We start from the raw sequence: 26,915 nt of genomic DNA, 5'->3' as shown, positions 1-26,915 counted from the left end.
GACTTTATTTTCCCTCTATCTTCGCCGGGATGACGATATTGGAGCAGGGCGGATCCCTCGACTTTTAACGATTCCCCCGCCATAGGCGCGCGCCATGGCCGACAGATTCGCTTTTCAGATCAGCGCGACCGACGGCGCCGCGCGCGCCGGTGTGATCGCCATGCAGCGCGGCGAGATTCGCACGCCCGCCTTCATGCCCGTCGGCACCGCGGCGACGGTGAAGGCGATGCGCCCCGCCGAGGTCCGTGCCACCGGCGCCGACATCATCCTCGGCAACACCTATCATTTGATGCTGCGCCCGACCGCCGAACGCATGGCGCGGCTCGGGGGCCTCCACAAATTCATGGGCTGGGACCGGCCGATCCTGACCGACAGCGGCGGCTATCAGGTGATGAGCCTCTCCGCCCTCACCAAGCAGAGCGAGGAGGGCGTCGCGTTCAAGAGCCACCTCGACGGCTCGCGCCACATGCTCAGCCCCGAACGCTCGATGGAAATCCAGCGCCTGCTCGGCAGCGACATCGTGATGGCGTTCGACGAATGCCCGCCCAGCGGCGTCGATAGGAAGCGCGCCGAGGCGAGCATGGAACGCTCGATGCGCTGGGCGGCGCGCAGCCGCGCGGGCTTCGACGCGGGCGAAGAGCATGCCGCGCGTTCGGCGCTGTTCGGCATCCAGCAGGGATCGCTCGACGAAAAGCTGCGCGCGCGCTCGGCGGCGGCGCTGACCGGCATCGGCTTCGACGGCTATGCGATCGGCGGGCTCGCGGTGGGCGAGGGGCAGGAGGCGATGTTCGGCGTGCTCGACTATGCGCCGAGCCAGCTTCCCGCCGACAAGCCGCGCTATCTGATGGGGGTCGGCAAGCCCGACGATCTTGTGGGCGCGGTCGCGCGCGGGGTCGACATGTTCGATTGCGTGCTGCCAACACGCTCGGGACGCAACGGGCAGGCGTTCACCCGGGACGGCCCGATCAACATCCGCAACGCGAAATTCGCCGAGGATCAGGCGCCGCTCGACGCCGATTGTCATTGCCCCGTCTGCACGACGTGGTCGCGCGCCTATCTGCACCACCTCGTCCGTTCGGGCGAGATGCTCGGCGCGATGCTGATGACGCAGCATAATCTGCATTATTATCAGGATTTGATGCAGGGCATGCGCGATGCGATCGCCGCAGGGACGTTCGCGGCGTTCCAGCAGGGCTTCGAGGCGCGCTACCGGCGCTGAAAATCAATCGAGCTTGCTCAGCAAATCCAGCAAGTTTTGGGGGATCGACTCATCGACGGTCGATTCATAGGCGCGGCGCAGGGCGCCATTAACGTCCTGCCCCTTGGCGGAAGGTTTTTTGCCCGCGTCCTTTCCGGAGGCTTCGCTGCGTTGCGAACCGGTTTTAGACGACATTATCGAAGCATCCGCTGAACATGGGCCTTTTGCTAACCGCGCATACACCAAAGAGCAATGGCGCGTTTGTTCCTTCGCCATGAAACTATTTTAGCGGTAAATCGTTCCCAAAGGTTGAAATATATCGGATGGTGGCGGGGAGGCACGGGGGTTTGTCCCTTTTCCGGACGCGTCCGCCCCGGTTTTTAGGACTATCAGGAGGTAAAATATGTCATTGGGTCAGTCGGTTGCGCCGCATCTTCCCTATCTGCGGCGTTATGGCCGGTCCATTTCCGGAAGCCAACAGAACGGCGATGCGCTGGTCGCCCGGCTGCTCGAAACGCTGGTCGCCGATCCGGGCGCGATCGATGCCGGCGCCGACCTGCGCATCCAGCTTTACCGGATGGTGCACGACAATTTCGGGTTGATGGCCGAACAGGCGGCTGCGAACGACGCCGGCGCGCTCACCGACATCGCGATCGCCGACGCGCGGCTCCGCCGCATTCCCTCGCTGGCGCGGCAGGCGCTGCTGCTCACCGCGGTCGAGGGTTTCAGCGCCGAGGACACGGGGCGCATCATCGGCCGCGATGCCGAAGCGGTGCGGTCGCTGATCGCCGAAGCGACCGACGAGATCGATCGCCAGACGCGCGCGCGCATCCTGATCATCGAGGACGAACCGATCATCGCGATGGATATCGAAATGATCGTCCGCGACCTCGGCCATGACGTGGTCGCCGTCGCGACGACGCACCGCGAGGCGGTCGACGAGGCGCAGAAGCACCAGCCCGGCCTCGTGCTCGCCGACATCCAGCTCGCCGACAACAGCTCGGGGATCGAGGCGGTGCAGGAGATCCTGACCGACCTCAAAGTGCCGGTTATCTTCGTCACCGCCTTTCCCGAACGCCTGCTCACCGGCGATCGGCCCGAACCCGCCTTCCTGCTCACCAAGCCGTATCAGCCCGCGACGCTGCGCGCGGCGATCTCGCAGGTGCTGTTCTTCGACGAAAGCACGATCCCGGCCTGAATATCGGGCGAGGGGTTGATACCGCAGGGGTGGCGGGCGATAGCGACGGTCGATGATCGCACCAGACGCTTTCGCGCGCCAGTCCGCGCTTGACCGGCTCGCAGCCAACGCGCCTTTCCTCGCACGGCTCGCCGAGCTCAACCCCGATGATGTGACGCGCTTCCTCGCGGACGGAACCGACGCGGCGCTCGCCGACGTCGCGCCGCCGCCGGCGGGCGACGACGACATCATGCGCGCGCTGCGGCAATGGCGCGGACGGATGGCGCTGCTGCTCGCGCTCGGCGATCTGTCGGGCGAGCATGATGTCGCGACGACGACGCGGCTCTTGTCCGAATTCGCCGATGCGGCATGCGATGCCGCGCTCGCGGCCGCCTTTGCCGAGCGCGTACCGGACGAAGAGCCGCGCGGGCTGGCGGTGATCGCACTCGGCAAACTCGGCAGCCACGAACTCAATTATTCGTCGGACATCGACCCGATCCTGATCTTCGACCCCGAAACGCTGCCGCGCCGTTCGCGCGACGACCCCGACGAGGCGGCGGTGCGGATCGCACGGCGCATGGTCGAGATTTTGTCGGCGCGCACCGCCGACGGCCATGTGCTGCGCGTCGACCTGCGCCTGCGTCCGCATCCCGAGGTGACGCCGATCGTGCTGCCCGAAAGCGCAGCGATCTCCTATTATGAATCCGAAGCGCTGGCGTGGGAGCAGGCGGCGTTTATCCGCAGCCGCGCCTCGGCCGGCGACCGCACGCTCGGCGAGGATTTCCTTGCGGCGATCCAGCCCTTCATCTGGCGCCGCAGCCTCGATTTCCGGCAGCTCAAGGAAATCGGCGCGATGAGCGACCGGATCCGCGACCATTTCGCGCAGGGGCAGGCGTTCGGCCCGGGCTTCGACGTGAAGCGCGGGCGCGGCGGCATCCGCGAGATCGAATTTTTTGCGCAGGTCCACCAGCTCATCTACGGCGGGCGCGACCCGTCGCTGCGCGTGCCGGCGACGGTCGATGCGCTCGCCGCGCTCGCGGCGGCGGGGCGGATCGAGCCCGATGTCGCGGACCGATTGTCAGATCATTATGCGACGCTTCGCCGTATCGAGCATCGGCTGCAGATGATCGAGGACCAGCAGACGCACAGCCTGCCGACGCAAGCGGCGGCGCTCGATTGTGTCGCGCGGCTCGATGGCGAGACCGGCGGCGCGGCGCTGCTCGCGGCGCTCGAGCCCGTCGTCGCCGACGTCGGTAACTGTTACGACCGCCTCGTAGCCGAGCGCGCGGCGACGACGGGGCTTCCCCGCGACGAGGGCGGCCTGGCGGCGGAGCTGGCGGCGGCCGGGTTCGATCCGCCCGACGCTGCGCTGCGCACGATCGCCGAATGGCGCGGCGGCAAGCTGCGCGCGCTGCGCAGCCCGGCGGCGCAGGCTGCGCTCGAGACGGTGCTGCCCGAGCTGGTCAAGGCGCTAGGTGCAGCGCCCGATCCGCAAGCGACGCTGCTACGTTTCGACAAGCTCGTCGGCGGGCTGCCGAGCGCGGTGGGCTTCTTTCACCTGCTCGCGGCGCAGCCCGAACTCGCCCGGATCGCGACGCGCACCCTGTCGCTCGCCCCGACGCTGGCCGACGCGCTTGGCGCGCGGGTTGAGCTGATCGAGGGGTTGATCGACAAGCGCGCCTTCGAGGCGCCGGCGACGAAGGGCGACCTGCTCGGCGAATGGGCACCGGGGTTGGCCGAGCTCGACTATGAGCGGCTGCTCGACCGGGTGCGCGACCGCGTCGGTGAGCGGCGCTTCGCTTATGGCGTGCAGCTGATCGCCGGGGCGAGCGACCCGCTCGCCATCGCGTGCGGCTATTCCGAACTTGCCGAATCCGCGTTGCAGGTGCTCGCCGATGCGACGGTCGCCGAATTCGTTGCGGCGCATGGCCGCATCGCCGACAGCGAGCTTGTCGTCCTCGCGCTCGGACGGCTCGGGGGCAGGGCGCTGACGCACGCGTCGGACCTCGACCTCATCTATCTCTTCACCGGCGACCATCTCGCCGAATCGGACGGGCCGCGTCCGCTGGGCGCGACCACCTATTACAACCGCCTAGCGCAGCGCCTGACTGCGGCGATGTCGGTGCCGACCGCCGCCGGAAAGCTTTACGACGTCGACACGCGCCTCCGGCCGCAGGGCGCGCAGGGGCCGCTCGTCGTGACACTCGACAGCTTCGAACGCTATCAGCGCGAGGAGGCGTGGACGTGGGAGCATATGGCGCTGCTCCGCGCGCGGCCCGTCTATGGTTCGGACCCGGCGAAGCGCGAGGTCCAGGGCATAATCGATACGTTGCTCGCGATCCCGCGCGATCCGGCGAAGCTGGCGGCCGACGCCGCCGAAATGCGCGACAAGATCGCCGCGCACAAGCCGGCCAAGGGCGCGCTCGATATCAAGGGCGGGCCGGGCGGGCTCTTCGACCTCGAATTCGCAATGCAGGTGACCCAGCTTGTGAGCGGCCAGTGCCACGATCCGAATATCGCGGCAGCGCTCGCGTGCATGAAGGCGGCGGGGCTTGTGCCGCTCGAGGTAATCGACGCGCACGGCCTGCTCGCGCGCATGCTCGTCATGTTGCGCCTCACGGCGCCCGAAGGCGAGCCGCCGACGGCGGCGGCGCGGCAGTTGGTGGCAAGCCAGTGCGGCGAGCCCGGCTGGCCGCAACTGCTTGCCGCGCACGATCTGGCGCGGCAGGAGATCGCGAACTGGTGGGCCTCGATTCGGCCCGTCGCCCCGGCACAGCAGGAGATTTGAGACATGAACGCACCCGCGATCGGCGACCCGATTCCCGATGTGAAGCTTCTCGATGCCGACGGCGCGGCGATCGACCTTGCCGCGATGAAGGGCGCGCCGCTCGTCGTCTATTTCTATCCCAAGGCCGACACCCCCGGCTGCACGACCGAGGCGCAGGATTTCACCCGCCTCGCGCCCGAATTCGCGCATCTGGGCGCACAGGTGCTGGCGATATCGCGCGATGCGCCGGCGAAGCTCTGCAAGTTCCGCGATAAATATGGCCTGACCGTCCGCCTCGCGTCGGACGAGGATGGCGCGGTGTGCGAAGCCTTCGGGACCTGGGTGGAAAAGCAGAATTACGGCCGCACCTACATGGGGATCGAACGGTCTACTTTCCTCTTCGGCCGCGACGGCAAGCTGGCGAAAGAGTGGCGCAAGGTGCGCGTCAAGGGCCATGCCGACGCCGTGCTGGAGGCCGCCGAGGCGCTTTGATGCCGACGCTGGGCGAAGCCGCGCGCGCGGTGCTGCTGACCGCGGATCCGCACGACAAGCGCCGCGCGGCGCGGGGTCTGGCGCGGGCTTGGCGGCGCGGCGAGATCGAACATCGCTGCGACACGGCGATGCCCGATCAGCCGGCGTGGCCCGCCGAACTCGAACTGCGCGCACCGAACCAGATGCCCAAGCGCGGCAAGGGCGGGTCGGAGCGCGGCCGCATCGCGCTGCTCCATGCGCTCGCGCATATCGAATTCGTCGCGATCGACCTCGCGGTCGATCTGGTGGGACGCTTTGGCGGCGAGTTCCCCCGCGCTTTCGTCGATGACTGGATCGGCGTCGCGGCCGACGAGGCAATGCACTTCGCGCTGCTCGACCGGCGGCTGCGCCAGCTCGGCAGCCATTATGGCGCGCTTCCGGCGCACGCCGGATTGTGGGAAGCGGCGCAGGCGACCGCCGACGATGCGCTCGCCCGCCTCGCGATCGTACCGATGGTGCTCGAAGCGCGCGGGCTCGACGTCACTCCGGCGACGGTCGACCGCTTCCGAAGCGTGGGCGACGAGGCGTCCGCGAAGATTTTATCGCGTATTTACAAGGACGAAATTCGCCATGTGAGCGCCGGCACAGTCTGGTTCCGGCAAAAGTGCGACGAAATGGGATTCAACGCCGTCGAAACGTGGCACAGCCTAGTAAAATCGCGCTTTCGCGGCAGTTTGAAGCCGCCGTTCAACGACTCGGCGCGCGAGCGTGCCGGTTTAACGCAAGAATTCTACGCCGTTATTGCTTCGTAAGGATTGGAACAGCACACAGGCTTCCGCGGGGGATGAGCAATCATCCAAACCAAGAAAAACCGGCGCCAAGGCCTATTTCCGGGCTTTGGCGACATGGCAAATGCGGGGTCGTTGTTTTGACTAACACTCTTCTGGCGCAGAAGTTGCACCAAGTCGCAATAATTTGCGCGGCAGCATGTTTCGGATTGGCCACCCCGGCCGTCCACGCCGCCGAAACCAGCGCCGACGCTGGCATTGTCGCTCCCGACGAACCCGATGACGACAGCTTCGACGCTGGCGTTCCCTCGGCGAGCGAAGACAGCGAAGCCCGCGCGATCTTTCAGGCGTGGAAGCGCCTCGACACCGGCCTGACCGCTTCGATCGGCGTTGCGATCCCGTCGCGCCGCCCGATCGACCAGATGTCGCTTTCGTCGTCCTATGGCATGCGCGTCCACCCCGTCACCGGCCGGGTCGCGCGCCACAACGGCATCGACATTCCGGCGCCGCGCGGCACCCCGATCTATGCGACCGCCGACGGCATCGTCGGCCGCGCCCAGCGCCTTGGCGGCTATGGCAATTATGTCGAAGTCGAACATGGCAACGCGATCCAGACGCGTTACGGCCATATGTCCTCCTACATCGTGCGCTCCGGGCAGCAGGTGAAGAAGGGCGACATCCTCGGTTACGTCGGTTCGACCGGCCGTTCGACCGGCAACCACCTCCATTATGAAGTCCGCATCGAAGGCGCACCGGTCAATCCGATGCCGTTCGTCCGTTCGGACCAGATGGCGATCGCCGCGATCACGGGCAAGAATGTCGCGATGGGCGGTCCCGAATAAGAGCTTTCCTGGGTCGGAGAGGAAGGGGCGCCAGGCGGGTCACCGTCGAGGCGCCCTTTTTATTTGGGGATAAGGCTCCTATCTAGCGATCATGGCTACGCAGCTTTCCGATATCACCCTTTCGCCCGCCGCTGCGGCGCGCGTCCGTTGGATCGCCGACCGCAAGGGCGAGGCCGAGGCCGCGCTGCGTCTCGCGGTCGACGGCGGGGGCTGCTCGGGCTTCACCTATCGCTTCGGCCTTGCCGAAGAAATCGACGCCGACGACATCGTCACCGAAACCGACGGGGTGAAGCTGGTCGTCGATCCCGTGAGCATCGACCTGGTGCGCGGCTGCGTCGTCGATTTCGTCGATTCGCTCGGCGGATCGTCGTTCAAGGTCGAAAATCCCAACGCCGCCGCAGGCTGCGGTTGCGGCTCCAGCTTCTCGATCTGACGCCTTTCACAGCGGCGTGCTTGCTGGCATAGCAAGCCGATGAAAATCGCGACCTTTAACATCAACGGGATCAAGGCCCGTTTGCCGCGCCTTGTCGAATGGCTCGAAGAAACGCAGCCCGATATCGCCTGCCTGCAGGAACTGAAATCGAGCGACGAGACGATGCCGACGAAGGAAATCGAGGCGGCGGGCTACGGCTTTCTCTATCACGGGCAAAAGGGCTTCAACGGCGTCGCGATCCTCGCCAAGGGCACACAGCCGGTCGAGGTGCAGCGCGGCCTTGCCGGCGAGGCCGAAGACGAGCAATCGCGCTACCTCGAAGCCGATGTCCACGGCCTGCGCGTCGGGTGCATCTATCTGCCCAACGGCAATCCGCAACCGGGGCCGAAATTCGATTACAAGCTGCGCTGGATGGCGCGGCTGCGCGAGCGGGCGAAGTTTCTGCTCGCTTCCGAAATCCCGACGATCCTCACCGGCGACTATAATGTCATCCCGCACGACGACGATGTGTGGGACCCGCGCGCGATGGCGACCGACGCGCTGATGCAGCCCGATTCGCGCGACGCCTGGTTCCGCCTGCTCGGCGACGGCTGGACCGACGCAATCCGCAGCCGCCATCCGGCGGGCGGCGTCTGGACCTTCTGGGATTATCAGGCGGGCGGCTGGCAGCGCGACCATGGCTTCCGCATCGATCATCTGCTCTTGAGCCCCGCGCTTGCCGACCGGCTTGTCGACGCGGGCGTCGACAAGGACCATCGTGGCCGCGAGAAGGCGAGCGACCATGCGCCGACCTGGGCGGTGCTTTCTTAACGCGCAGCCGAGATAACGGCTGTCATCACGCGTCAGGGTAAAGCGTCGACATCACCCGCTTGGGGTCGAGCGCATAATGATGCGCGACCGCGCCCGCGATCACGCGCTCCAAGCTGCGCGTCGGCTTGAGGTCGCGGCCCTCATATCGCGCAGCGGCAGCGAGCCCCGGCCAGTCGGCCGATACCTTGCCGCCCGCCGCCAATCCGCCGCCGAGCAGCATCGCGGTCGACGCGGTGCCATGATCGGTGCCGCCGGTGCCATTGACCTCGACCGTGCGGCCGAATTCGGTCGCGACGATGACGAGCGTGTCGTTCCACGCGGGACCGAGCCCCGTCTGCAGCGCGCCGATCAGCTGGTCGAGCCCGCGCAATTGCGCCGCGAGACGATTTCGCTGGCCGCTGTGCGTGTCCCAGCCGCCGGTTTCGACCATCATCACGCGCGCACCGTCTGCGGGGAGCATCAGCGACGCCGCGAGCTTGCCGAGTTCGGCGCCGTTGCGGCCGTTGTTGCCGCCGATGTCGCTCGCGAGTTCCTGCGTCTTCACCGCGCTGTCCCACAGCGGGTGGAGCAGCGGGTCGTCGGCATATAGCGCGGTCAGCCGCGCGATCAGGTCGGCGTCGGCCTGCGGCAGGCGGCTCGGAGCATAGGTGCCGACCTGCACCGACCCGCGCAGCGCGAGCGGGACTGCGGGGGCAATGGCGATCGCGTCGCGCTCGGCGGCGGGCAGCAAAGTGAGCAGCCGTCCGACCCAGCCGTCGTCGCGGCCATAGGGGCGCGACCCTCCGCCCTCGAGCATATTCTGTCCGTCGAAATGCGACCGGTCGCGATAGGCCGTCGCGACGGCATGCGCGAAATGCGCTTGCTTGCCGGTGTAAAGGCTCGCGGTCTGCGCGAGCGACGGGTGCAATGTGAACATGCCGTCGAGCTTCGCGCCGCCCGCCGTTTCGTCGGTCATCGCGCGGCGCGCGGCGGCGAAGGCGGGATCGCCGGTGGGGGCAACGGTTGCGAGCCCGTCGGCGGCGCCGCGCTGGATCACAAAGACAAGCCGCTTCGGCGTGCCCGCCGCGGCATAGGCGAAGCCGGGCAGCGCGCCCGCGGCGGCAACGGTGATTCCCGACAGGAGGATCGAGCGGCGTGAGAGGATCATCGTCTATCTCCGCAAAAAGGCCGGGCTGGCGAACAGCATCGCGAGCCCCTGTCCGGGGCTGTCGGCGCGGGCGATGGCTTGGGCGGTATCCGGGGCGAGGGCGTCGGCGAGGACGAGGGGAGCGAGCTGGCGCGCGTCGGCGCGGTCGCCGATCCGGCCCGCGATGCGGCTCGCCAGTTCGACGCGCTGCATCAAGGCGGCCGATCCGGCCCAGGTGGCGACCGTGTCGTCATAGCCTTTGGGCGATCCGGGGCGCCACACCGGCTGGCCGAGCTGGGTGAACATCGCGGCGATATTCTGGCGCTCGCCGAGCCCCGGTGTTTTCAGGGCGCGCAGCATCGACACTGTCCAGTCCCATGGCGATTTGAACATCGTCGATTCGGCCGCCCAGGGCTCGGGCGAAGCGACGAGGGTGCGATAAAGCGAGGGCAGGTCGCCGCCGGTTTTTTCGAAATCGTCGGCCAGCCGCTCGACGAGCGCCGCGGGCGGTTCGTCGCCGGTAAAGTGCCTTGCGAGCTTGGTCGAAACATGGCGCGCCGTCGCGGGATGAACGGCGAGGTCGCGCAGCACCGCTTCGGCCTGTTTCGCGCCGGGCTGGTCATAGCGTTTGCCGAGGATCGTGAGCGCCCCCGGCTGATGGAGCCGGTCGACGAAGACCGTCGCGCCCGCTTGCGCGTCGGCGGGCATCAGCCGCTGTCCCGCGCCGCGGCCGAGCCCGGCGACCGTCAGGCCGGTGAGCGCCTTGGCGAAGTTCGTCACATCGGCCTGCGTATAGCCGGCGCGCACGCCGAGCGTGTGCAGCTCCATGATCTCGCGCGCCAGATTCTCGTTGAGCCCCGGCGCCTGCCGCCTGCCGCGATTGCGTACCCGCGTTGCAAAGGCACTGTCGGGGCCGAAGCTTTGTGCCTGATCGAGAAAGAGCAGCATCGCGGGGTGGTGGACCGCGGCGGTCAAGAGGTCGGAAAATTTGCCCATGACATGCGGGCGGATCGCTTCATTCTCGTAATTGCCGGCGAAGCCGACGACGGTCTGTTTGTCCGCCGAGATCGCGAAATGATTGGACCAGAAATGGACGAGACGTTCGGCGAAGGGGGTTTGCGTGGCGACTGCGGCGGCGAGGCGCGCGCTCGCGGCTTCGCCATAATGGCGGCGGAATCCCGCGCGCGACATGCGGCGCATCGCCTCAACCGCACTGCCGTCGTCGTCGCGCATTTCTGCATTCTTCGCTTCGCGGCGCATCGCCTGCCGCTCGCCCTGATATTCGGCATAGGCGGTCGCGATCGCCTCGCGCCCCGCCAGCTCCGCGATCGCCGCGGGGGCGGGATCATAGTCGCCGATCTGGCGGATCAGCCAGTCTTTCGGGTCTTCGATGGCCGGATCGTCGAAGCGGCGGCCGAGCCCGAAGCGATTGGTGGCAAGATACTGGACTGCCATGACAAACCTTTCCGTGGCTTCAAACGCACGATGGCCGCCATTTGTCGCAAAGCTATCCCAGCGATCAGAGCATTTTGTCGTAGATCTGATACACCCGGTTGACCTTGGCCTCGATCGCCTCGGCGACCGCGTTCATCCCCTGATTGTCGTCGAGCACCCAGCCGATGTCGCCGCGCTCGGTGCCATAGTCGACCACCGCGTCGCGGCGGATATATTCGATCATCATGAAGGCCAGCGTGCTCGCCATGCGGCTGTTCTGCAATTTCTTGGCGACGCCCATCAACGGCACGCGCAGGATGCGGCTCTTGGGCTTGCGCAGCCACCAGAGCAGCCGCGCCCAGTTGAAGGGCAGCAACGAGCCGTCCATGTCGATCAAGAGCTGGTTGATGTTCGGCAGCACGATCATGAAAGCGACCGGTTCGCCGTCGACTTCGGCGACGCGGATCAGGTCCTCGAACACGATATCCTTGAGCTTCTTGCCGACATAGGCGATCTCGCTGTCGGTCAGTGGCACGAAACCCCAATTGTCCGACCATGCGTCGTTGAGCAGCCCCATGATCAGCTTCGCTTCGGCATCGAAACGGCGCTTGTCGACCTTGCGGATGCGGATCCGCGCATTCTTCTCGCCCGCCGCGACGATGCGGTTGACGATCGGCGGGAAGCCGTCGCCTATCGCGACATCATAATTCAGAAGCTGCTTCACCGGCCGATAGCCGGTGCCCTCGATCCACCCGCGATAGAGCGGGCTATTATGCCCCATCATCACCGTCGGCGGGTTGTCGAACCCCTCGATCAGCAGCCCGGGCTCGTCCCAGATCGAAATCGACAGCGGCCCGAGCGCGCGCGTCATGCCTTGCCCGCGCAGCCAATCCTCGCCCGCGGCGATCAGCGCATGCGCACTTTCCTCATCCTCGGCTTCGAGCAGCCCCCAGTTGCCGGTGCCGGGCCCCATGCCCTGTTCGGCAGGCTGGGCGAGCGCGAGTTCGTCGATATGCGCCGAGATGCGGCCGATCGTGCGGCCGTCCCGCCGCGCGAGGAAAAATTGGGCCTTGCCATGTTCGAACCACGGATTCTTGCCCGGCGTGAGCAGGCCGTAAACCTCGCCCTTCAGCGGCGGCACCCACGCCGGATCGCCGCGGTTGAGGCGAAAGGCGAGCTCGACGAACTCGCGCAAATCATTCTTGTCCTTGACCGGATGAATGGTGATCGGGCCGTGCGAATGTCCGCTCATGGGTGGTTTCCTGAAAAGCCGAGCCTATATTTGTGGCGAGGCATTAGGGCATAGATGGGGCGCTGGCGACCCGCTTTCGGCCATTTTGCTGCCACGAAAATATGATGAAGAGCCGCCTATGTTAGCGATGAACACCCTTGTCGACCGCTTGTCGGCGCCTGCCGCGGCGACGACCCCGAAGTCCGCGATCGCCGACGATATGGCGATGATCCGCGCGGCGTCGGAGCTGACGCGCGATCTCGTGCAGCCTTCGGCGCGCATTTATTGGACCGATTTTCTCGCTTCGACCTTCATCGGTTATGCGGGCATCGCGGCCGCGATCCTTGCGCCTTCGATCGCGTGGATGCTCGTCGCGGCGGTGATCGCGGTCGTTGCACTCTATCGCGCGGGGAGCTTCATTCACGAGCTGACGCATATCCGCAAGAATGCGCTGCCCGGTTTCCGCCTCGCGTGGAATATCCTCGTCGGCGTGCCGCTGCTCATCCCCTCCTTCATGTATGAGGGGATACACAGCCTGCACCACAACCGCACCAAATATGGCACGGTCGAGGATCCCGAATATCTGCCGCTCGCACTGATGAAGCCTTGGACGGTGCCGCTGTTTGTCGTCGCTGCGGCCTTTGCGCCGCTCGCGCTCGTCTTCCGCTATGGCGTGCTCACCCCGCTCTCGTTCCTGATCCCGCCGCTGCGCCGGATCGTCGTCGAACGCTATTCGGGGATGATCATCAACCCGCTGTTCCGCCGCAAGCCGTCCGAGGGCGAATTCCGCCGCCAGTGGGCGTGGCAGGAAGGCGGCGCCTGGGCGTGGTCGAGCCTGCTGATCGCCGCGGGCGTCTTCGGCTGGGTGCCGCTGCGCGCGCTGATCATCTTCGGCGCGATTGCGTCGGCGACTTTGGTGCTCAACCAGATCCGCACGCTCGTCGCGCATCTCTGGGAAAATGACGGCGAAGTGCTGACGGTGACCGGCCAGTTCCTTGACAGCGTCAACGTGCCGCCGCCGGGTCTGCTCCCCGAATTGTGGGCGCCGGTCGGACTGCGCTACCACGCGCTGCACCACCTGTTGCCGGGCGTTCCCTATCATTCGCTCGCCGAGGCGCACCGCCGCCTGAAGGACGCGTTGCCGTCGGACTCGCAATATCATGGCGCGAATTACGACAGCCTGCCGAAGCTGGTGATGAATCTGGTTGCGGGTTCGGCACGGGGCGCGGCGGTCTGAAGTTGCTGGAATGATTTTTTGGCTGCCGGAGGATTTCTCCCGCAAATCGGATCAATCGCGGGAATCTCGGCGCGCCGCCCACAGTCGTAACGCCCTGAGCATGTGGAAGATCAGATAGCCAAGCCATATCGTTCCGGGCGCGAGCAGTAGGGCGAGGATCATGATGCGATACGGATTCGCCAAGCCCACGCTGATGTCGAGGGCCGCAAATATCGTGCAGCCGACAAGGAATGGCCAGAGCATCGTGAGCTTGTCGGGGCCGAACGGTTCCCCTTCGTACATCTCGCCCAAAATCTTGGCTCGATAGTTCGCGAACGACTTCATGGGTTCGAGCCCGCTATTCCTCGGTCCGGATCAAAATCATCTCGCCGATCAGCGCGAACAGGATGAATGGCCCCCACGCCGCGAGGAAGGGCGAGTAAGCGCCGAGATCGCCCATCGCGAGCGCGAAATTGTCGGCGACGAAATAGGCGAAGCCGAGCCCCATGCCGATGATCGCGCGCACGAACAGCTTGCCCGAGCGCGCGAGGCCGAACGCCGCGACCGCGCCCAATAGCGGCATCAAGATCGCCGACAGCGGCCCCGAAATCTTGTGCCAGAGCACGCCCTTCAGCGCGTCGACGGGGCGCCCCGCGGCCTCGAGGTCATCGATCGCCGATTTGAGCTTGAGGAAGGGCAATTCGTCGCCGTCGACCTGCGCCAGCGTGAACTGGTCGGGGCGCACATTTTTCGCGGCAACGATCGTGCCCAACGGTTCGACGGTGCCCGAGCGGCGGATGAAGCGCCGCGCGTTCGTCAGTTCCCAGCCGCCACCCGCGACCGCGCGCGCGCTGTCGGCCGACAGCATCGACGACAGCACGCCGCCGGTGCGCTCATAGATGGTGACATAGCCGAGGGTGATTGCCGGGCCGCTGGTATCGACCGTTGTCGCGTTGATCAGGTCGTCGCCGTCGCGAACCCAGATATTGGTTCTTATGCCGCTGTCCTTCGGCACTTTTTTATATTCGACCTTCTGCCAGGCGCTGAGCGCGGCGGTCGAGCGCGTGACGATGCGTTCGTTGAAGGCGAAACTGATCCCCGCGACGAGCAGCGCGGCGAGGAACAGCGGCGCGAGCACCTGATGCGCCGACATGCCCGACGCCTTCATCGCGATGACCTCGCTGTTCTGGTTGAGCGTCACCATCGTCAATATCGTACCGAGCAGCACTGAAAAGGGCAGGAAGGTCTCGATGATCTGCGGCAGCCGCATCCCGACATAGCGCCACACGTCGGCATCGCTGTTGCCGGCGACGCCAAGGATTTTGCCGCTTTCGCCGAGCAGGTCGAGCGTCTGGAGGATCAGCACGAGCGCGAAGAGGATCGAAAAGGAGCGGACGAGGAACAGGCGGCCGACATAGATCGCCATCGTGCGCGACGGGAAAAAATGAAGCTGGTGCATCAGGTAAGCCGGGCCTTGTCGCGCTGGAACATGCTGAGCAATCCGCGGATCTTCTGCGCCGCCTTGGCGGCGACGCGTTCGAGCGCGCCGATCGGCTGGCCGCCGGGAACGTGCGCGATCGTGTAATACATCCAGATGGCGAGGGCGGCAAAGAGGAGATAGGGGACCCAGAGCGCGATCAGCGGGTCGATCGTCCCGCGCGCGCCCAGATCCTCGGCATATTGGTTGATCTTGTGCTGGGTGACGAGCAGCACGATCGACAGGAAGACGCCGAGCGACGAGGTCGATCGTTTCGGGGGCACCGCGAGCGCGACGGCGATCAGCGGGATCAGGAACATCGACATCACCTCGACGATGCGGAAGTGGAAATTCGCTCGCGATTCAAGCCGCGTCTGTTCGGGCTGGCTGCTGTCCTTGCCCGCGACGAACAGTTCGGGGATCGTCATCTCGCGGTCGGCGCCGCCGCGCAGGCGGAACGCCTCGATCTTGGGGAGCGGGATCGGCAGATCGTGATTGTCGAAGGTCAGCACGCGCGGCACCGAGAATTTGGGCGATTCATGGATCAGCACGCCCTGCGACAAGCGCAGGATGATCGTGTTGGGGTCGTCGGTCGCGAGGAACTGCCCGCGCGCCGCGGTCGCCGACACGCGCTGCCCGTCGCGCTGGTCGCCGCGTACGAAGATGCCGCGCAGGGACCGCCCGTCGTTATAGCTTTCCTCGATGCGCAGCGTCATGCGGTCGCCCAATTTGGTGAATTCGCCGACCTTGATCGACGCCCCGAGCGCGCCCGAACGCAATTCGAACTGCAACCCTTCATAGGCATAACGCGCGACGGGCTGGATGAAGCCGACGATCGCCAGATTGAGCGCCGCGAGCGCGATCGCATAGGCGAATGGAATACGCATCAGGCGCCCGAAACTCATGCCGACGCCCTTGAGCACGTCGAGCTCGCTCGACGTCGCAAGCCTGCGGAAAGCAAGGAGAATCCCGAGCATCAGGCCGATCGGGATGCCGAGCGAGAGATATTCGGGAATGAGGTTGGCGAGCATCCGCCACACGACGCTGACCGGGCCGCCCTCGGTCGCGACGAAGTCGAAGAGGCGCAGCATTTTTTCGAGCACGAGCAGCATCGCCGACAGGACGAGCGTGCCGAGCATCGGGAAAAAGATGAGCCGCGCGATGTAGCGGTCGATGGCAGGAAGCTTATTCAATCTTTCGTCGCCCCATCACCATGATTTGGCCGCAGTTGTTTCCGATATGCCGATTCAAGGGCGACAGGGACCCACGTCGGCGCGCGCTTAGCGTGTGCGGATGTGGCTATAGCCTCTGGAGGTTTTGAGGTCATGTCGAAATTTCTATCCGCGCTGCTTGGCGTTTCCGTGCTGGCTGTCGCCGCGACGGCGCAGGCGGAAGGCCGGGTCATCTCGAACGATCTGTCGCAGTGCAAAAGCGGCCCGTCGACGCTGGTCCGGATCAGCGGTGTCAAGGCGTCGACCGGCAAGATTCGCGTACAAAGCTATCGCGGCACGGCCGCCGACTGGCTCGAGAAGGGCCGTTGGCTCGCGCGCATCGAGGTGCCGGCGCGTGCCGGATCGATGACCGTCTGCGTTCCGCTGCCCGAAGCGGGCGTGTATGGCATCGCGGTGCGTCATGACGTCAACGGCAATGGCAAGACCGATATCTCGCGCGATGGCGGCGGGATGTCGAACAATCCCAGCATCAACATCTTCAACCTCGGCAAGCCGAGCTACAAGAAGACCGCCTTTTCGGTCGGCGATGCGCCCAAAACGATCTCCATCTCGATGAAATATATGTAAAGACATGGCCAGCGTCGCGCTCCTTTCGAATCCACGTTCGACGGGCAACCGTGCCCTGTTGCCGCGGGTTCGCGAATATTGCGCGGCGCACCCCGATATCTTTCATTACGAGGTCGAGGACGTCGACCAGATCGGCGAAGCGATCCGCACGATGGCGATGGTCAGCCCGCGCATTGTCGTCATCAACGGCGGCGACGGCACGGTGCAGGCGGCGCTGACCGAATTGTATTCGGGCGGCCATTTCGGCGGCTCGCCGCCGCCGGTCGCGGTGCTCCCGAACGGCAAGACCAATTTGATCGCGCTCGACCTCGGCGCCGAGGGCGATCCGATCAAGGCATTGCAGCGCGTCGTCGATCTGGTCGGGAGCGGCCGGCTCGAGGATCATGTGATCGAACGCCAGCTCATCTCGCTCGACAGCGGCGACGAATCGCGCCCGGTGCTCGGCATGTTTCTCGGCGGCGCCTACCTCGCCGACGTGATGCTCTATTGCCGCAACCGCATCTATCCGCTCGGTCTGCCCAACGGGATTTCGCATTTCCTCGCGGCGATGCTCGCGCTGTTCGCGATCATCTTCGGGGTCGGCGGCGGGCGCCTGCCGCCCAAGCCCGAGCCGATGACGGTGTCGCTGATCCGCCAGGGCGAGTTCAAGGGCAAATTCTCGCTGCTCATCGTGACGACGCTCGAGAAACTGCTGCTCAGCATCCGCACCAGCGAAGCCTATGGCACGAACGGCAATATGAAGCTGCTCGCGACCGACAGCAGCGTCGGCGCGCTGTTTCGCATGCTCGGCGCGACCTGGCGTGGGACGCTGGGGCAAAAGCAGCTCGAAGGCGTGCATTTCCAGCAGGGCGACGAGATTCGTATCGAGGGCGAACGGTCGAACGTCATCCTCGACGGCGAAATCTTTCAGGCGAAGAACGGCATGCCGATCATCCTGACCTCGACGCAGCCGGTTCCCTTCCTGCGCCTCGCCGCCTGAGCGCAGTCGTTCGGCGATGGCTGAGCCAAACCTCCCATCCGCATCCCCGAGCGAAGACGAGGGGCTCGTTCGAGCGAAGCGAGAAGCTGGGCGCCGCAGCCTCGACTGCGCTCGGCATAGCCCCTCGTCTTCGCTCGGGGATGCGGGAAGGTTGGCGCATTTGGTCCGCGAAGAACTCGGACGCCCCGTCGATCCGCGCGTCACCGCGATGGCGACAGCGATCGCGGCCGACTATCCGGGCAGCGCGCGCGCGGTGCTCTTTTACGGCAGTTGCCTCCGCGAGAGCGAACTCGACGGGCTGATGCTCGATTTCTACCTGATCGTCTCCGACTATGGCGACGCCTATTCCAAAGGCTGGATGGCGGCCGCGAACCGGCTGATCCCGCCCAATGTCTTTCCATTTCAGCACGGCGGCCTGATCGCCAAATATGCGGTCCTGAGCGAAGGCGATTTCGACCGGCTGAACGGCGCCGAAACGCGCAACGTGTCGGTGTGGGCGCGTTTCGCCCAGCCGTCGCGGCTCGTCTGGGCGGTGGACGACACCGCGGCGAGCCGCGCGGTCGCCGCGGTAGCGCGCGCCGCGCCGACCCTGCTCGCGGCGGCGGGCCGGCTCGACGGCGAAGCGCCGCTCGACTGGTGGCGCCGCGCTTTTTCGCTCACCTATTCGGTCGAGCTGCGCGCCGAGCGGGCGGGTCGCGCGCAGTCGGTCGTCGATGCCGACGCGGAACGTTATGAGCGGTTCAGCGCGCCCGCGATCGCGGCGATCCCGGCGGAGGCGCGCGCCGGGGGGTGGGCGCGCCGGCGGCTGGAGGGCAAGCTGCTCAGCGTTGCGCGGCTTGCGAAGGCCAGCCTGACCTATGCCGGCGGGATCGATTATCTGGCGTGGAAGATCAACCGCCACGCTGGAACGAAGATCGAGATCAAGCCCTGGCAGCGCCGCTGGCCGCTCGTCGCCGCGCTGACGCTGGTGCCGCGGTTGATCCGCGGCGGCGCGATACGTTAGAGCTGCATCGTTGAATCTGATCCGCATCCCCGAGCGAAGACGAGGGGCTATGCCGAGCGAAGTCGAGGCAGCGTCACTACGCGGGGTTCTCGCTTCGCTCGAACGAGCCCCTAGTCTTCGCTCGGGGATGCGGATGACGAAGGTTGTGCGCCAGTGAATCTAGCGTGCGAATAATCTAACTCGCCAGCCGCTGGCCGTCGGGCCGCGTTTCGCCGCTCCGCCGGATCGCGCGGTCGAGCGCGCTGAGCGTGAAGGGCTTGCGCAGCACGTCATGGTCGCCAAAGGCGGCGTCCTCGCTCGCATCGCCGGCATAGCCGGTGACGAACAGCACCGACAGTTCGGGCCAGCGCTGTTTCAGCTGCGCGACCATTTCGGGGCCGGTGAGTTCGGGCATCAACACGTCGGACAGGATCAGGTCGAACCCGCCGCGGCCTTCGGCCAGCCGCCCTTCGACCAAGGCCTCGGCCTCCAGCGGATTGCCGCATGCGACCACATTATGGCCGAGTTCGCTGACCGCGTCGACCGTCGCGGCCAGGACGCGCGCGTCGTCCTCGACCACCAGGATGCTGAGTGCGTCGGCGGGCGCCGCGGGGGCTTCGGTATCGCCGGGTACCACTTCGTCCGCGTCGCTGGTCGGCGGCTGGGCGACGGGCAGCAGCATCGCGACGCTCGTGCCTTCGCCCTCGGTCGACGAAATCTGCACCTCGCCGCCCGATTGACGGCAGAAGGCGAAGACCTGGCTCATGCCGAGGCCGGTTCCCTGGCCCGCGGGCTTGGTGGTGTAGAAGGGGTCGAAGACGCGTTCGAGCACCTCGGGCGACATGCCGCAGCCGGTGTCGATCACCTGCACCGCGAGCGCCGCTGCCTTCACCTCGCCGTCGCCCAGCGTGCGGATCGTCAGCGATCCGTGGCCATCCATCGCGTCGCGCGCGTTGACCGCGAGGTTGAGCAGGGCATTTTCGAACTGCTGCCGGTCGACCCAGCAGGCGAGGTCGCCGGCCTGAAGGTCGAGCGTGAGCGCGATCCGGTCGCCGATCGTGCGCTCGATCAGCTGCGCAAAGCTCGCGATACACTCGTCGACCGGGGTCATTTCGGGGCGCGCGGGCTCCGAGCGGGCGAAGGTCAGCAGGCGCCGCGTCAGGTCGGCGGCGCGATTGGCGCCGTCGAGCGCGTTGGTAAGGTGACGCTGCGCCTTGTCCGGCGTATCGGGAAGCCAGCGCTGCGCCAGTTCGAGCCCGCCGACGACGACCGCGAGCATATTGTTGAAATCATGCGCGATGCCGCCGGTCAGCTGGCCGACGGCTTCCATTTTCTGTGCCTGGCGGAGCTGCGCCTCCGCCGCTTCGCGGTCGGTCATCTCGCTGCGCAGCGCGGCGTTTGCCTCAGCGAGTTCGGCGGTCCGCTCCTCGACCGCCGCCTCGAGCTGCGCGGCACGGTCGCTTTCGACCAGCTGCTCGCGCCGTGCGAGGCGCCGTTCGCCCTCGGCGCGGATCAGCGAGAAGGTCGCGCCGATCGCGATGACCGCCGCGGCAGCGCCGAGCAGCGAAAAGAGCAGGATAGCCTGGTTGAGACTGGCGCGGTCGGCCGCCGCCAACCGGTTGCGCTCGCGCAGCAGCGCGCGTTCGTTGGCGATGATTTCGCTGAGCAGATTGTCGATCCGCGCCAGCCCGTCGCCTTGGCCGGCGGCGTAAAATTTGGAAATCGCGGCGACGGTCTGGTTGTAGTTGGCGCTGAGCGCTGCGTCGCCCAGCTGTTCGCCGCGGCTGTCCATCTCGCGCGCCAGCTGCTCGACGAGCACGATCTGTTTGGGATTGTCGCGCACATTGCGCTTCAGCCGCGTCATGAACTGGCGCGCGCGGCCCCATTGATATTCATAGATGCGCCCGTCCTCTTTCTGCAGCCCGACCGCGAAGCGGCCGAGCGCCGCCTCCGCCCGCGCGATCGCGGCGTCGACCGAGCGCGTCTGCGAAATGACCTCCATGCTCTGCGTCTGCCAGCCGAGCGAGCGGTCGTAATTGTCGTTGGCGCGCGCGAGCAGCAGCACGAGCGCCCCGACCACACCGGTCAGGATCGCACCGAGGACGATCATTGACCAGAAGCGAATACGCTCCCGCCGGCCGTCATTTTCGCTGTCGATATCCCGCTCGAACACGCGCATCTCTTACCGGACAAGCGGTGCGCCGCAAAGCACCGAAGGTCGCGCGGCTTCAATTCGCCGCGAAAAGGAATCCGCTGGTCGGCGTGAGCGCTCGGTTCAGCCGATAATCTGCGCGCGCTTTCCCGCGCGTTCGAAGCGGCCGAGGATTTCGCCGACCTGCTCGCTACTATGCTCGGCGCACAGCGAACAGCGCAGCAGCGTCATACCCGCGGGCGTCGCCGGCGGACGCGCGAGGTTCACATAGAGCCCTTCTTCCAGCAGCGCTTCCCACATCATCGCACCCCTTTCGAGGTCGGGCATGATCACCGCGATGATCGCCGACTGCGGCTCGTCGGTGCCGAGCTGGAAGCCCAGATCCTTGAGCCCCTGGTGGAGCATCTTCGAATTTTCCCACAGATGCGCGCGCTTGTTCGACCCGTGCATCAGCTTGCGGATACTCGTCGCGGCGGTCGCGACGACGCTCGGCGGCAGCGAGGCGGTGAACACATAAGGACGGCAGACGAGCCGCATGATCTCGAACTTCGGATGGTTCGAGACGCAGAAGCCGCCGACGGTGCCGACGCTCTTGCTGAACGTGCCGATGATGAAGTCGACATCGTCGATCACGCCCTGCGCCTCGGCGACGCCGCGGCCGTGCTCGCCGATGAAGCCCATCGAATGCGCTTCGTCGACCAGCACCATCGCGCCATTTTCCTTGGCGACGCGGACCATTTCCTTGAGCGGCGCGACGTCGCCCAGCATCGAATAGACGCCCTCGAGCACGACGAGCTTGCCGGCCTCGGCGGGCAGGCGCTTCAGCCGCTTTTCGAGCGCTTCGATGTCGTTGTGGCGAAAGGCGACGATTTCGGCGTCGCCCATCTTGCACCCGTCATAGATCGACGCGTGGCTGTCGATGTCGAGGATGACATAATCGCCCTTGCCCGCGATCGTCGAAATGATGCCGAGGTTCGCCTGATAGCCGGTCGAAAACACCATGGCATGATCCATGGCGTAAAATTCCTTGAGCGCGTCCTCGCACTCCTTGTGCCCCTGATAGGTGCCGTTGAGCACGCGGCTCCCGGTCGTGCCGCTGCCGAATTTGTCGAGCGCGTCCTTGCCCGCGGCGATGACATCCTCGTCGAAGGTCATGCCCATATAATTATAGGTGCCGAGCAGGATCGTCTCGCGCCCGTTGCAGATCGCGACGGTCGGCGAGATCACCTTTTCCATCACCAGGCTGAACGGATCGGTGACGCCGGTCGCGAGCAATGCCTCGCGCTGCTGGATCAGCGGGTCGAATTTGGAGAAGAGGTCGGTCATCGCGGTGGTCAGCCCTGCAGCTTCTCGACCGCGGCGACGAGCTGGCCGACATTTTCGATCTCGGCCTGCATGTTCATGCTGATGATGATGTCGAACGTGTCCTCGACCTCGGCGACGAAATCCATCACGGTCAGGCTGTCCCATTCGAGGTCGCCGGCAAAGGTCGTCGCGTCGCTCAGTTCGACGCCCTTCTTGTTGAAAGGGGCGATCAGGCCGTAAATCTGGTCCTTGATGGCGGTGCTCATATACTGTGTCCTATAGCGGAATAAAGTTGCGCGCGGGCATGCCGCGAAGCCTCCCGATTGGCAAGCGAATGCGGCGGGAACAGGGCAGCATCTTGCCGCTCGCGGGACTTCATGCCATCCCTGTCGCGGGTCGCCAGCAGGGGCAGCTTGGCATGGATAGCGCAGAATCAGAGGTGTCGCGGGACCCGCCGGCGGTCTCCTTTCCGGCGAACGCGGTGCATCTCGTCCGCACGAACCAGCAGCTGACGATGCAATTGTCGCAGATGGCGGATCAAAAGGCGTCGATTCTGATGGGTGCGACCTTCGTCGTCTTCACCCTCGCGATCGGACAGGCGCGGTCGGGCGGCGGCGCGCTCGCGATGCCGCTCGCCATCCTCGCGACCTTTTCCTTCCTCTCGGCGCTGCTCGCGGTGTCGGCCGTGCTCCCGCGCGTCGGCAAGGGCCCGCCGGTCGTCTACAAAGACGGTAAGGATCACAGCAACATTCTCTTCTTCGGCCGCTTTGCCCAGATGGACGAGGATGAATTCATCGCCGAGGTGAAGAACCGGCTGCGCAGCGAGGAGGATCTGTACGAAACGATGCTGCGCGACACCTATCAGAACGGCGTCGTCCTCGCGCGGCGCAAATATCGCTATCTCGCTTATGCTTATCGGCTGTTCGTGGTGGGGCTGACTTTGACCTTCGTGGCGTTTGGGGTCGAAATGGCGGGGCTTTGGAGCGAATGAACCCATTGATCCTCCCTGTCGCGAAGCGATGGGGAGGGGGACCACTCGCGTAGCGAGTGGTGGAGGGGCCGCGTTAAAGCCCCTCTGTCAGCGCTTCGCGCTGCCACCTCCCCATTGGCTTCGCCACAGGGAGGAGCAAATCGGGCAGCGCTGTTGCCATTCTGCCACCCCCGCCGACAAATCATCCGCCGCCGTCTCGCCGCACTTGAACGGTAACATTCGCGCGCCTATCCGGGCCGGCTATGCTGCAGCGGGCTACCCCTCTGACCGCGGAAACACCGCAGAGTCTTCGCGCCGAATTCCGCGCGACGCTGGCGCTCGCCGTGCCGCTGGCGGCGGCGAATCTGTTGCAGATGCTCGTCCACGCGATCGACGTCATTTTTGTGGCGCGGCTCGGCGACGCGGCACTCGCCGCCTCGTCGCTCGGGGTGGCGATCTTCGGCCTGCTGCTGTGGACGGGATCGGGACTTGTCGGCGCCTCGGCGCCGCTGATTGCCGCCGAACTCGGGCGCCGCAAACATGCGGTGCGCGAGGTGCGGCGGACGGTGCGCATGGCGCTTTGGCTCAGCGCGCTGGTGTCGATCCTATTCATGGGTATTTGCGCCGCGGGCGGGCCGATCATGATCGCGACCGGGCAGCCGCCCGAAACCTCGGCGCGCGCCGCGGGCTTCCTGCTGATCCTGATGTGGGGCATGTTCCCGATGATCGCGGCGGCGGTGCTGCGCATCTTCGTCTCGGCGCTCGGCCGGCCGACCATTGCCGCGGCGATCACTTTCGGCGCGCTCTTCGTCAACGCGCTCGGCAATTGGGTGCTCGTGTTCGGCCATCTCGGCATGCCCGCGCTCGGCCTCCACGGTTCGGCGATTTCGAGCGTCATGACGAGCGTGCTGATGCTGCTCGCCTATATCATCGTCATCCAGACCGACCGTCGCCTGCGGCGCTATCGTCTGTTCGGAAACTGGTGGCGGTCCGAATGGACGCGCTTTTTCGATATGCTGCGCATCGGCACTCCGATCAGCCTGACCATTCTCGCCGAGGCGGGGCTGTTCACCGGCGCCGCCTTCCTGATGGGCCGGATCGGCGAGACCGAACTCGCCGGGCACACGATCGCGCTTCAGGTCGCGGCGCTCGCCTTCCAGATTCCCTTTGGCGTCGCGCAGGCGGCGACGATCCGCGTCGGCCTCTTCTATGGCGCGCGCGACCACAATGGTATCGCGCACGCGGGGCAGGCGTCGCTGATACTCGGGATCGGCTTCATGGCGGTCACCGCGCTGATCATGTGGCTTTTCCCGTCGCTCGTGCTGTCGATCTATGTCGACGTCGATGCCGCGCGCAACGCCGCGCTCGTCGGCTTCGCGATGCAGTTCCTCGTCGTCGCGGCCGCCTTCCAGCTCTTCGACGGTGCGCAGGCGGTGGCCGCGGGGGTGCTCCGGGGATTGCAGGACACGCGAACGCCGATGATCATCGCGATCTGCGGTTACTGGATCGCGGGTTACGGCACCGCCATCTATCTCGGCTTCTGGACCCCGCTCGCCGGAGTCGGGGTGTGGATCGGCCTCGCCGTCGGGCTCGTCGTGGTCTCGGCGGTGCTGCTCCTGCGCTGGCGAATGCGCGGCCGTCTCGGTCTCCTCCCGGTCTGACGCAAAAATCTTGCGGCGGCGCTTGACGCTCCCCTGACTCCCACCCATATCCCCGCCTGTTAGCACTCGCGTCCTGTGAGTGCTAAGCGACATCCATTGCACTATTGGAGGGATATCCATGCAATTTCGTCCGCTGCACGACCGCGTGCTCGTCCGCCGTATCGAAGCCGAAGAAAAGACGGCCGGCGGCATCATCATCCCCGACACCGCCAAGGAAAAGCCGCAGGAAGGCGAAGTCGTCTCGGTCGGTTCGGGCACCCGCGCCGACGACGGCAAGGTCACTCCGCTCGACGTCAAGGCCGGCGACCGCATCCTGTTCGGCAAATGGTCGGGCACCGAAGTCAAGGTCGACGGCGAAGAGCTGCTGATCATGAAGGAATCGGACATCCTCGGCGTCATCGCCTGAGTCCCTGTTCTTCCCCTATTTCATTCCATTTGAAGGAGCATCCACATGGCTGCCAAGGACGTTAAATTTTCGCGCGACGCGCGCGAGCGCATCCTGAAGGGCGTCGACATCCTCGCCGACGCCGTCAAGGTCACGCTGGGCCCCAAGGGCCGCAATGTCGTGATCGACAAGAGCTTCGGCGCGCCTCGCATCACGAAGGACGGCGTCAGCGTCGCCAAGGAAATCGAACTCAAGGACAAGTTCGAGAATATGGGCGCGCAGATGCTGCGCGAAGTCGCCTCGAAAGCGAATGACAAGGCCGGCGACGGCACCACCACCGCGACCGTTCTCGCCCAGGCGATCGTTCGCGAAGGCATGAAGTCGGTTGCCGCCGGCATGAACCCGATGGACCTGAAGCGCGGTATCGACCTCGCGGTCGGCAAGGTCGTCGCTGACCTCGCCGCGCGCTCGACCCCGGTCGCCGGCACCTCGGAAATCGCGCAGGTCGGCATTATCTCGGCCAATGGCGACACCGAAGTCGGCGAGAAGATCGCCGAAGCGATGGAAAAGGTCGGCAAGGAAGGCGTGATCACCGTCGAGGAAGCCAAGGGCCTCGAGTTTGAACTCGACGTCGTCGAAGGCATGCAGTTCGACCGCGGCTATCTGTCGCCCTATTTCATCACCAACCCCGAAAAGATGATCGTCGAGCTCGCCGATCCGTACATCCTGATCTTCGAAAAGAAGCTGTCGAACCTCCAGTCGATGCTTCCGATCCTCGAAGCGGTTGTGCAGTCGGGCCGTCCGCTGCTGATCATCGCCGAGGACATCGAAGGCGAAGCGCTCGCGACCCTCGTCGTGAACCGTCTGCGCGGCGGCCTGAAGGTCGCGGCCGTCAAGGCGCCGGGCTTCGGCGATCGCCGCAAGGCGATGCTGCAGGACATCGCGATCCTGACCGCCGGTGAAATGATCAGCGAAGACCTGGGCATCAAGCTCGAGTCGGTCACGCTGAACATGCTCGGCCAGGCGAAGCGCGTCACGATCGACAAGGACAACACCACCATCGTCGATGGGGCTGGCGACCATGATGCGATCAAGGGCCGCGTCGAACAGATCCGCGCGCAGATCGAAACCACGACCAGCGACTATGACCGTGAAAAGCTGCAGGAACGTCTGGCGAAGCTCGCCGGCGGTGTTGCTGTGATCAAGGTCGGCGGCGCGACCGAAGTCGAGGTGAAGGAACGCAAGGACCGCGTCGACGACGCGCTGCACGCGACCCGCGCCGCGGTCGAAGAAGGCATCGTCCCCGGTGGCGGTACGGCGCTGCTGTACGCGACCAAGGCTCTCGACGGCCTGAAGGGCGCCAACGACGATCAGACCCGCGGCATCGACATCGTCCGCAAGGCGATCGAAGCGCCGCTGCGCCAGATCGCGGCCAACGCCGGCCACGACGGTGCGGTTGTCGCCGGCAACCTGCTGCGCGAAAATAACCAGGATCAGGGCTTCAACGCCGCGACCGACGTTTACGAAAACCTGAAGGCCGCCGGCGTCATCGACCCGACCAAGGTCGTGCGCACCGCGCTTCAGGACGCCGCGTCGGTGTCGGGCCTGCTGATCACCACCGAAGCCGCGGTCAGCGAGCTGCCCGAAGACAAGCCGGCGATGCCGATGGGCGGCGGCGGCATGGGCGGCATGGGTGGCATGGACTTTTAAAG

26 protein-coding genes are annotated in these 26,915 nt (G+C 65.7%); 16 read left to right on the top strand and 10 right to left on the bottom strand.

Going from position 1 to position 26,915, the window contains the following annotated elements; genetic code table 11:
• Nucleotides 1-94: 94 nt before the first annotated feature.
• The gene (gene tgt / locus OVY29_RS11470) at nt 95-1,219 is read left to right on the top strand and encodes a tRNA guanosine(34) transglycosylase Tgt (protein WP_313911430.1); all 1,125 of its coding nucleotides are present in this window, start codon (nt 95-97) and stop codon (nt 1,217-1,219) included.
• 3 nt (nt 1,220-1,222) lie between these two features.
• Here the strand turns inward: tgt and OVY29_RS11465 are convergent, their stop codons facing one another.
• Nucleotides 1,223-1,393, bottom strand: a complete 171-nt coding sequence (locus OVY29_RS11465; RefSeq protein ID WP_161786550.1) for a NepR family anti-sigma factor — start codon at nt 1,391-1,393, stop codon at nt 1,223-1,225.
• A gap of 208 nt (nt 1,394-1,601) precedes the next feature.
• Here OVY29_RS11465 and OVY29_RS11460 point away from each other — a divergent pair, with 208 nt between their 5' ends.
• The 7 genes from OVY29_RS11460 to xth all read left to right on the top strand — a co-directional run bounded on the left by OVY29_RS11460 (nt 1,602) and on the right by xth (nt 8,486).
• Entirely contained in the window at nt 1,602-2,396 is a 795-nt protein-coding gene (locus OVY29_RS11460; protein WP_037556006.1) for a response regulator, read from the top strand.
• Nucleotides 2,397-2,448: 52 nt separating this feature from the next.
• Nucleotides 2,449-5,163, top strand: coding sequence for a bifunctional [glutamine synthetase] adenylyltransferase/[glutamine synthetase]-adenylyl-L-tyrosine phosphorylase (locus tag OVY29_RS11455; RefSeq protein ID WP_313911429.1), 2,715 nt, complete (start codon nt 2,449-2,451; stop codon nt 5,161-5,163).
• Between the two features lie 3 nt (nt 5,164-5,166).
• Complete coding sequence (locus OVY29_RS11450) at nt 5,167-5,634, top strand: peroxiredoxin (RefSeq protein ID WP_313911428.1); 468 nt, start codon at nt 5,167-5,169, stop codon at nt 5,632-5,634.
• Nucleotides 5,634-6,425: a ferritin-like domain-containing protein gene (locus tag OVY29_RS11445; RefSeq protein ID WP_037554121.1), complete on the top strand. Its 792-nt coding sequence runs from the start codon at nt 5,634-5,636 to the stop codon at nt 6,423-6,425. The genes OVY29_RS11450 and OVY29_RS11445 overlap by 1 nt, the downstream gene beginning before the upstream one ends.
• Before the next feature lie 185 nt (nt 6,426-6,610).
• Nucleotides 6,611-7,243 carry a M23 family metallopeptidase gene (locus OVY29_RS11440; protein WP_235211451.1) on the top strand — a complete coding sequence of 211 codons (633 nt, stop codon included), beginning with the start codon at nt 6,611-6,613 and terminating at the stop codon, nt 7,241-7,243.
• Nucleotides 7,244-7,334: 91 nt separating this feature from the next.
• On the top strand, nt 7,335-7,676 hold the full coding sequence (gene erpA / locus OVY29_RS11435) for an iron-sulfur cluster insertion protein ErpA (RefSeq protein ID WP_313911427.1): 342 nt from the start codon (nt 7,335-7,337) through the stop codon (nt 7,674-7,676).
• A 39-nt stretch (nt 7,677-7,715) separates the two neighbouring features.
• Nucleotides 7,716-8,486, top strand: coding sequence for an exodeoxyribonuclease III (gene xth, locus OVY29_RS11430; RefSeq protein ID WP_037554118.1), 771 nt, complete (start codon nt 7,716-7,718; stop codon nt 8,484-8,486).
• 25 nt (nt 8,487-8,511) lie between these two features.
• Here xth and OVY29_RS11425 read toward each other — a convergent pair whose 3' ends face one another.
• The 3 genes from OVY29_RS11425 to OVY29_RS11415 all read right to left on the bottom strand — a co-directional run bounded on the left by OVY29_RS11425 (nt 8,512) and on the right by OVY29_RS11415 (nt 12,298).
• Nucleotides 8,512-9,633 (bottom strand): DUF1501 domain-containing protein, encoded by a 1,122-nt coding sequence (locus OVY29_RS11425; protein ID WP_313911426.1) that lies wholly within the window; start codon nt 9,631-9,633, stop codon nt 8,512-8,514.
• Nucleotides 9,634-9,636: 3 nt separating this feature from the next.
• On the bottom strand, nt 9,637-11,067 hold the full coding sequence (locus OVY29_RS11420; RefSeq protein WP_037554116.1) for a DUF1800 family protein: 1,431 nt from the start codon (nt 11,065-11,067) through the stop codon (nt 9,637-9,639).
• A 64-nt stretch (nt 11,068-11,131) separates the two neighbouring features.
• On the bottom strand, nt 11,132-12,298 hold the full coding sequence (locus tag OVY29_RS11415) for a hypothetical protein (RefSeq protein ID WP_037554115.1): 1,167 nt from the start codon (nt 12,296-12,298) through the stop codon (nt 11,132-11,134).
• 127 nt (nt 12,299-12,425) lie between these two features.
• Between OVY29_RS11415 and OVY29_RS11410 the strand changes: the two genes are divergently transcribed.
• A complete protein-coding gene (locus OVY29_RS11410) occupies nt 12,426-13,514 on the top strand; it encodes a fatty acid desaturase (RefSeq protein WP_313912062.1) in 1,089 nt (362 codons plus the stop codon).
• Nucleotides 13,515-13,565: 51 nt separating this feature from the next.
• On the opposite strand, the gene OVY29_RS11405 is transcribed toward OVY29_RS11410, so the two are convergent.
• Genes OVY29_RS11405 through lptF form a run of 3 tightly spaced genes read right to left on the bottom strand, consistent with a single transcriptional unit; the run spans nt 13,566 to nt 16,163 of the window.
• The gene (locus OVY29_RS11405; RefSeq protein WP_037554113.1) at nt 13,566-13,838 is read right to left on the bottom strand and encodes a hypothetical protein; all 273 of its coding nucleotides are present in this window, start codon (nt 13,836-13,838) and stop codon (nt 13,566-13,568) included.
• 13 nt (nt 13,839-13,851) lie between these two features.
• Entirely contained in the window at nt 13,852-14,952 is a 1,101-nt protein-coding gene (gene lptG, locus OVY29_RS11400) for an LPS export ABC transporter permease LptG (protein ID WP_037554112.1), read from the bottom strand.
• Entirely contained in the window at nt 14,952-16,163 is a 1,212-nt protein-coding gene (gene lptF, locus OVY29_RS11395; RefSeq protein ID WP_037554111.1) for an LPS export ABC transporter permease LptF, read from the bottom strand. Before lptF ends, lptG begins: the two co-directional genes overlap by 1 nt.
• Before the next feature lie 132 nt (nt 16,164-16,295).
• Here lptF and OVY29_RS11390 point away from each other — a divergent pair, with 132 nt between their 5' ends.
• The 3 genes from OVY29_RS11390 to OVY29_RS11380 all read left to right on the top strand — a co-directional run bounded on the left by OVY29_RS11390 (nt 16,296) and on the right by OVY29_RS11380 (nt 18,751).
• Nucleotides 16,296-16,769: a DUF2141 domain-containing protein gene (locus OVY29_RS11390; protein ID WP_037554110.1), complete on the top strand. Its 474-nt coding sequence runs from the start codon at nt 16,296-16,298 to the stop codon at nt 16,767-16,769.
• 4 nt (nt 16,770-16,773) lie between these two features.
• Nucleotides 16,774-17,748, top strand: a complete 975-nt coding sequence (locus tag OVY29_RS11385; RefSeq protein WP_037554109.1) for a diacylglycerol/lipid kinase family protein — start codon at nt 16,774-16,776, stop codon at nt 17,746-17,748.
• Between the two features lie 208 nt (nt 17,749-17,956).
• Nucleotides 17,957-18,751, top strand: a complete 795-nt coding sequence (locus OVY29_RS11380; protein ID WP_235211453.1) for a hypothetical protein — start codon at nt 17,957-17,959, stop codon at nt 18,749-18,751.
• Between the two features lie 175 nt (nt 18,752-18,926).
• On the opposite strand, the gene OVY29_RS11375 is transcribed toward OVY29_RS11380, so the two are convergent.
• From OVY29_RS11375 to OVY29_RS11365, 3 genes are all read right to left on the bottom strand, one after another.
• A complete protein-coding gene (locus OVY29_RS11375; RefSeq protein ID WP_235211450.1) occupies nt 18,927-20,909 on the bottom strand; it encodes an ATP-binding protein in 1,983 nt (660 codons plus the stop codon).
• A 96-nt stretch (nt 20,910-21,005) separates the two neighbouring features.
• On the bottom strand, nt 21,006-22,208 hold the full coding sequence (gene spt, locus OVY29_RS11370) for a serine palmitoyltransferase (protein ID WP_037554107.1): 1,203 nt from the start codon (nt 22,206-22,208) through the stop codon (nt 21,006-21,008).
• Nucleotides 22,209-22,216: 8 nt separating this feature from the next.
• Complete coding sequence (locus OVY29_RS11365) at nt 22,217-22,453, bottom strand: acyl carrier protein (protein WP_037554106.1); 237 nt, start codon at nt 22,451-22,453, stop codon at nt 22,217-22,219.
• 152 nt (nt 22,454-22,605) lie between these two features.
• Between OVY29_RS11365 and OVY29_RS11360 the strand changes: the two genes are divergently transcribed.
• The 4 genes from OVY29_RS11360 to groL all read left to right on the top strand — a co-directional run bounded on the left by OVY29_RS11360 (nt 22,606) and on the right by groL (nt 26,913).
• Nucleotides 22,606-23,178: a Pycsar system effector family protein gene (locus tag OVY29_RS11360; RefSeq protein ID WP_052182065.1), complete on the top strand. Its 573-nt coding sequence runs from the start codon at nt 22,606-22,608 to the stop codon at nt 23,176-23,178.
• 242 nt (nt 23,179-23,420) lie between these two features.
• Nucleotides 23,421-24,818 carry an MATE family efflux transporter gene (locus OVY29_RS11355; protein ID WP_313911425.1) on the top strand — a complete coding sequence of 466 codons (1,398 nt, stop codon included), beginning with the start codon at nt 23,421-23,423 and terminating at the stop codon, nt 24,816-24,818.
• Nucleotides 24,819-24,936: 118 nt separating this feature from the next.
• Nucleotides 24,937-25,224 (top strand): co-chaperone GroES, encoded by a 288-nt coding sequence (gene groES / locus OVY29_RS11350; protein WP_037554105.1) that lies wholly within the window; start codon nt 24,937-24,939, stop codon nt 25,222-25,224.
• A gap of 45 nt (nt 25,225-25,269) precedes the next feature.
• Nucleotides 25,270-26,913 (top strand): chaperonin GroEL, encoded by a 1,644-nt coding sequence (gene groL, locus OVY29_RS11345; RefSeq protein ID WP_037554103.1) that lies wholly within the window; start codon nt 25,270-25,272, stop codon nt 26,911-26,913.
• Nucleotides 26,914-26,915: the final 2 nt, after the last annotated feature.

The organism is Sphingopyxis sp. SE2, assembly GCF_032227185.1.
Taxonomy (GTDB): domain Bacteria; phylum Pseudomonadota; class Alphaproteobacteria; order Sphingomonadales; family Sphingomonadaceae; genus Sphingopyxis.
Note: the sequence above shows the minus strand (reverse complement) of the source record. Positions and strands in the feature narration are given on the sequence as shown.

What these genes read in the sequence shown, in the direction of transcription:
- tgt (WP_313911430.1), top strand. Translation starts at nt 95, where the DNA reads ATGGCCGACAGATTCGCTTTTCAGATCAGCGCGACCGACGGCGCCGCG.
- OVY29_RS11465 (WP_161786550.1), bottom strand. Translation starts at nt 1,393, where the DNA reads ATGTCGTCTAAAACCGGTTCGCAACGCAGCGAAGCCTCCGGAAAGGAC.
- OVY29_RS11460 (WP_037556006.1), top strand. Translation starts at nt 1,602, where the DNA reads ATGTCATTGGGTCAGTCGGTTGCGCCGCATCTTCCCTATCTGCGGCGT.
- OVY29_RS11455 (WP_313911429.1), top strand. Translation starts at nt 2,449, where the DNA reads ATGATCGCACCAGACGCTTTCGCGCGCCAGTCCGCGCTTGACCGGCTC.
- OVY29_RS11450 (WP_313911428.1), top strand. Translation starts at nt 5,167, where the DNA reads ATGAACGCACCCGCGATCGGCGACCCGATTCCCGATGTGAAGCTTCTC.
- OVY29_RS11445 (WP_037554121.1), top strand. Translation starts at nt 5,634, where the DNA reads ATGCCGACGCTGGGCGAAGCCGCGCGCGCGGTGCTGCTGACCGCGGAT.
- erpA (WP_313911427.1), top strand. Translation starts at nt 7,335, where the DNA reads ATGGCTACGCAGCTTTCCGATATCACCCTTTCGCCCGCCGCTGCGGCG.
- xth (WP_037554118.1), top strand. Translation starts at nt 7,716, where the DNA reads ATGAAAATCGCGACCTTTAACATCAACGGGATCAAGGCCCGTTTGCCG.
- OVY29_RS11425 (WP_313911426.1), bottom strand. Translation starts at nt 9,633, where the DNA reads ATGATCCTCTCACGCCGCTCGATCCTCCTGTCGGGAATCACCGTTGCC.
- OVY29_RS11420 (WP_037554116.1), bottom strand. Translation starts at nt 11,067, where the DNA reads ATGGCAGTCCAGTATCTTGCCACCAATCGCTTCGGGCTCGGCCGCCGC.
- OVY29_RS11415 (WP_037554115.1), bottom strand. Translation starts at nt 12,298, where the DNA reads ATGAGCGGACATTCGCACGGCCCGATCACCATTCATCCGGTCAAGGAC.
- OVY29_RS11410 (WP_313912062.1), top strand. Translation starts at nt 12,426, where the DNA reads ATGAACACCCTTGTCGACCGCTTGTCGGCGCCTGCCGCGGCGACGACC.
- OVY29_RS11405 (WP_037554113.1), bottom strand. Translation starts at nt 13,838, where the DNA reads ATGAAGTCGTTCGCGAACTATCGAGCCAAGATTTTGGGCGAGATGTAC.
- lptG (WP_037554112.1), bottom strand. Translation starts at nt 14,952, where the DNA reads ATGCACCAGCTTCATTTTTTCCCGTCGCGCACGATGGCGATCTATGTC.
- OVY29_RS11390 (WP_037554110.1), top strand. Translation starts at nt 16,296, where the DNA reads ATGTCGAAATTTCTATCCGCGCTGCTTGGCGTTTCCGTGCTGGCTGTC.
- OVY29_RS11385 (WP_037554109.1), top strand. Translation starts at nt 16,774, where the DNA reads ATGGCCAGCGTCGCGCTCCTTTCGAATCCACGTTCGACGGGCAACCGT.
- OVY29_RS11380 (WP_235211453.1), top strand. Translation starts at nt 17,957, where the DNA reads ATGGCGACAGCGATCGCGGCCGACTATCCGGGCAGCGCGCGCGCGGTG.
- OVY29_RS11375 (WP_235211450.1), bottom strand. Translation starts at nt 20,909, where the DNA reads ATGCGCGTGTTCGAGCGGGATATCGACAGCGAAAATGACGGCCGGCGG.
- spt (WP_037554107.1), bottom strand. Translation starts at nt 22,208, where the DNA reads ATGACCGACCTCTTCTCCAAATTCGACCCGCTGATCCAGCAGCGCGAG.
- OVY29_RS11365 (WP_037554106.1), bottom strand. Translation starts at nt 22,453, where the DNA reads ATGAGCACCGCCATCAAGGACCAGATTTACGGCCTGATCGCCCCTTTC.
- OVY29_RS11360 (WP_052182065.1), top strand. Translation starts at nt 22,606, where the DNA reads ATGGATAGCGCAGAATCAGAGGTGTCGCGGGACCCGCCGGCGGTCTCC.
- OVY29_RS11355 (WP_313911425.1), top strand. Translation starts at nt 23,421, where the DNA reads ATGCTGCAGCGGGCTACCCCTCTGACCGCGGAAACACCGCAGAGTCTT.
- groES (WP_037554105.1), top strand. Translation starts at nt 24,937, where the DNA reads ATGCAATTTCGTCCGCTGCACGACCGCGTGCTCGTCCGCCGTATCGAA.
- groL (WP_037554103.1), top strand. Translation starts at nt 25,270, where the DNA reads ATGGCTGCCAAGGACGTTAAATTTTCGCGCGACGCGCGCGAGCGCATC.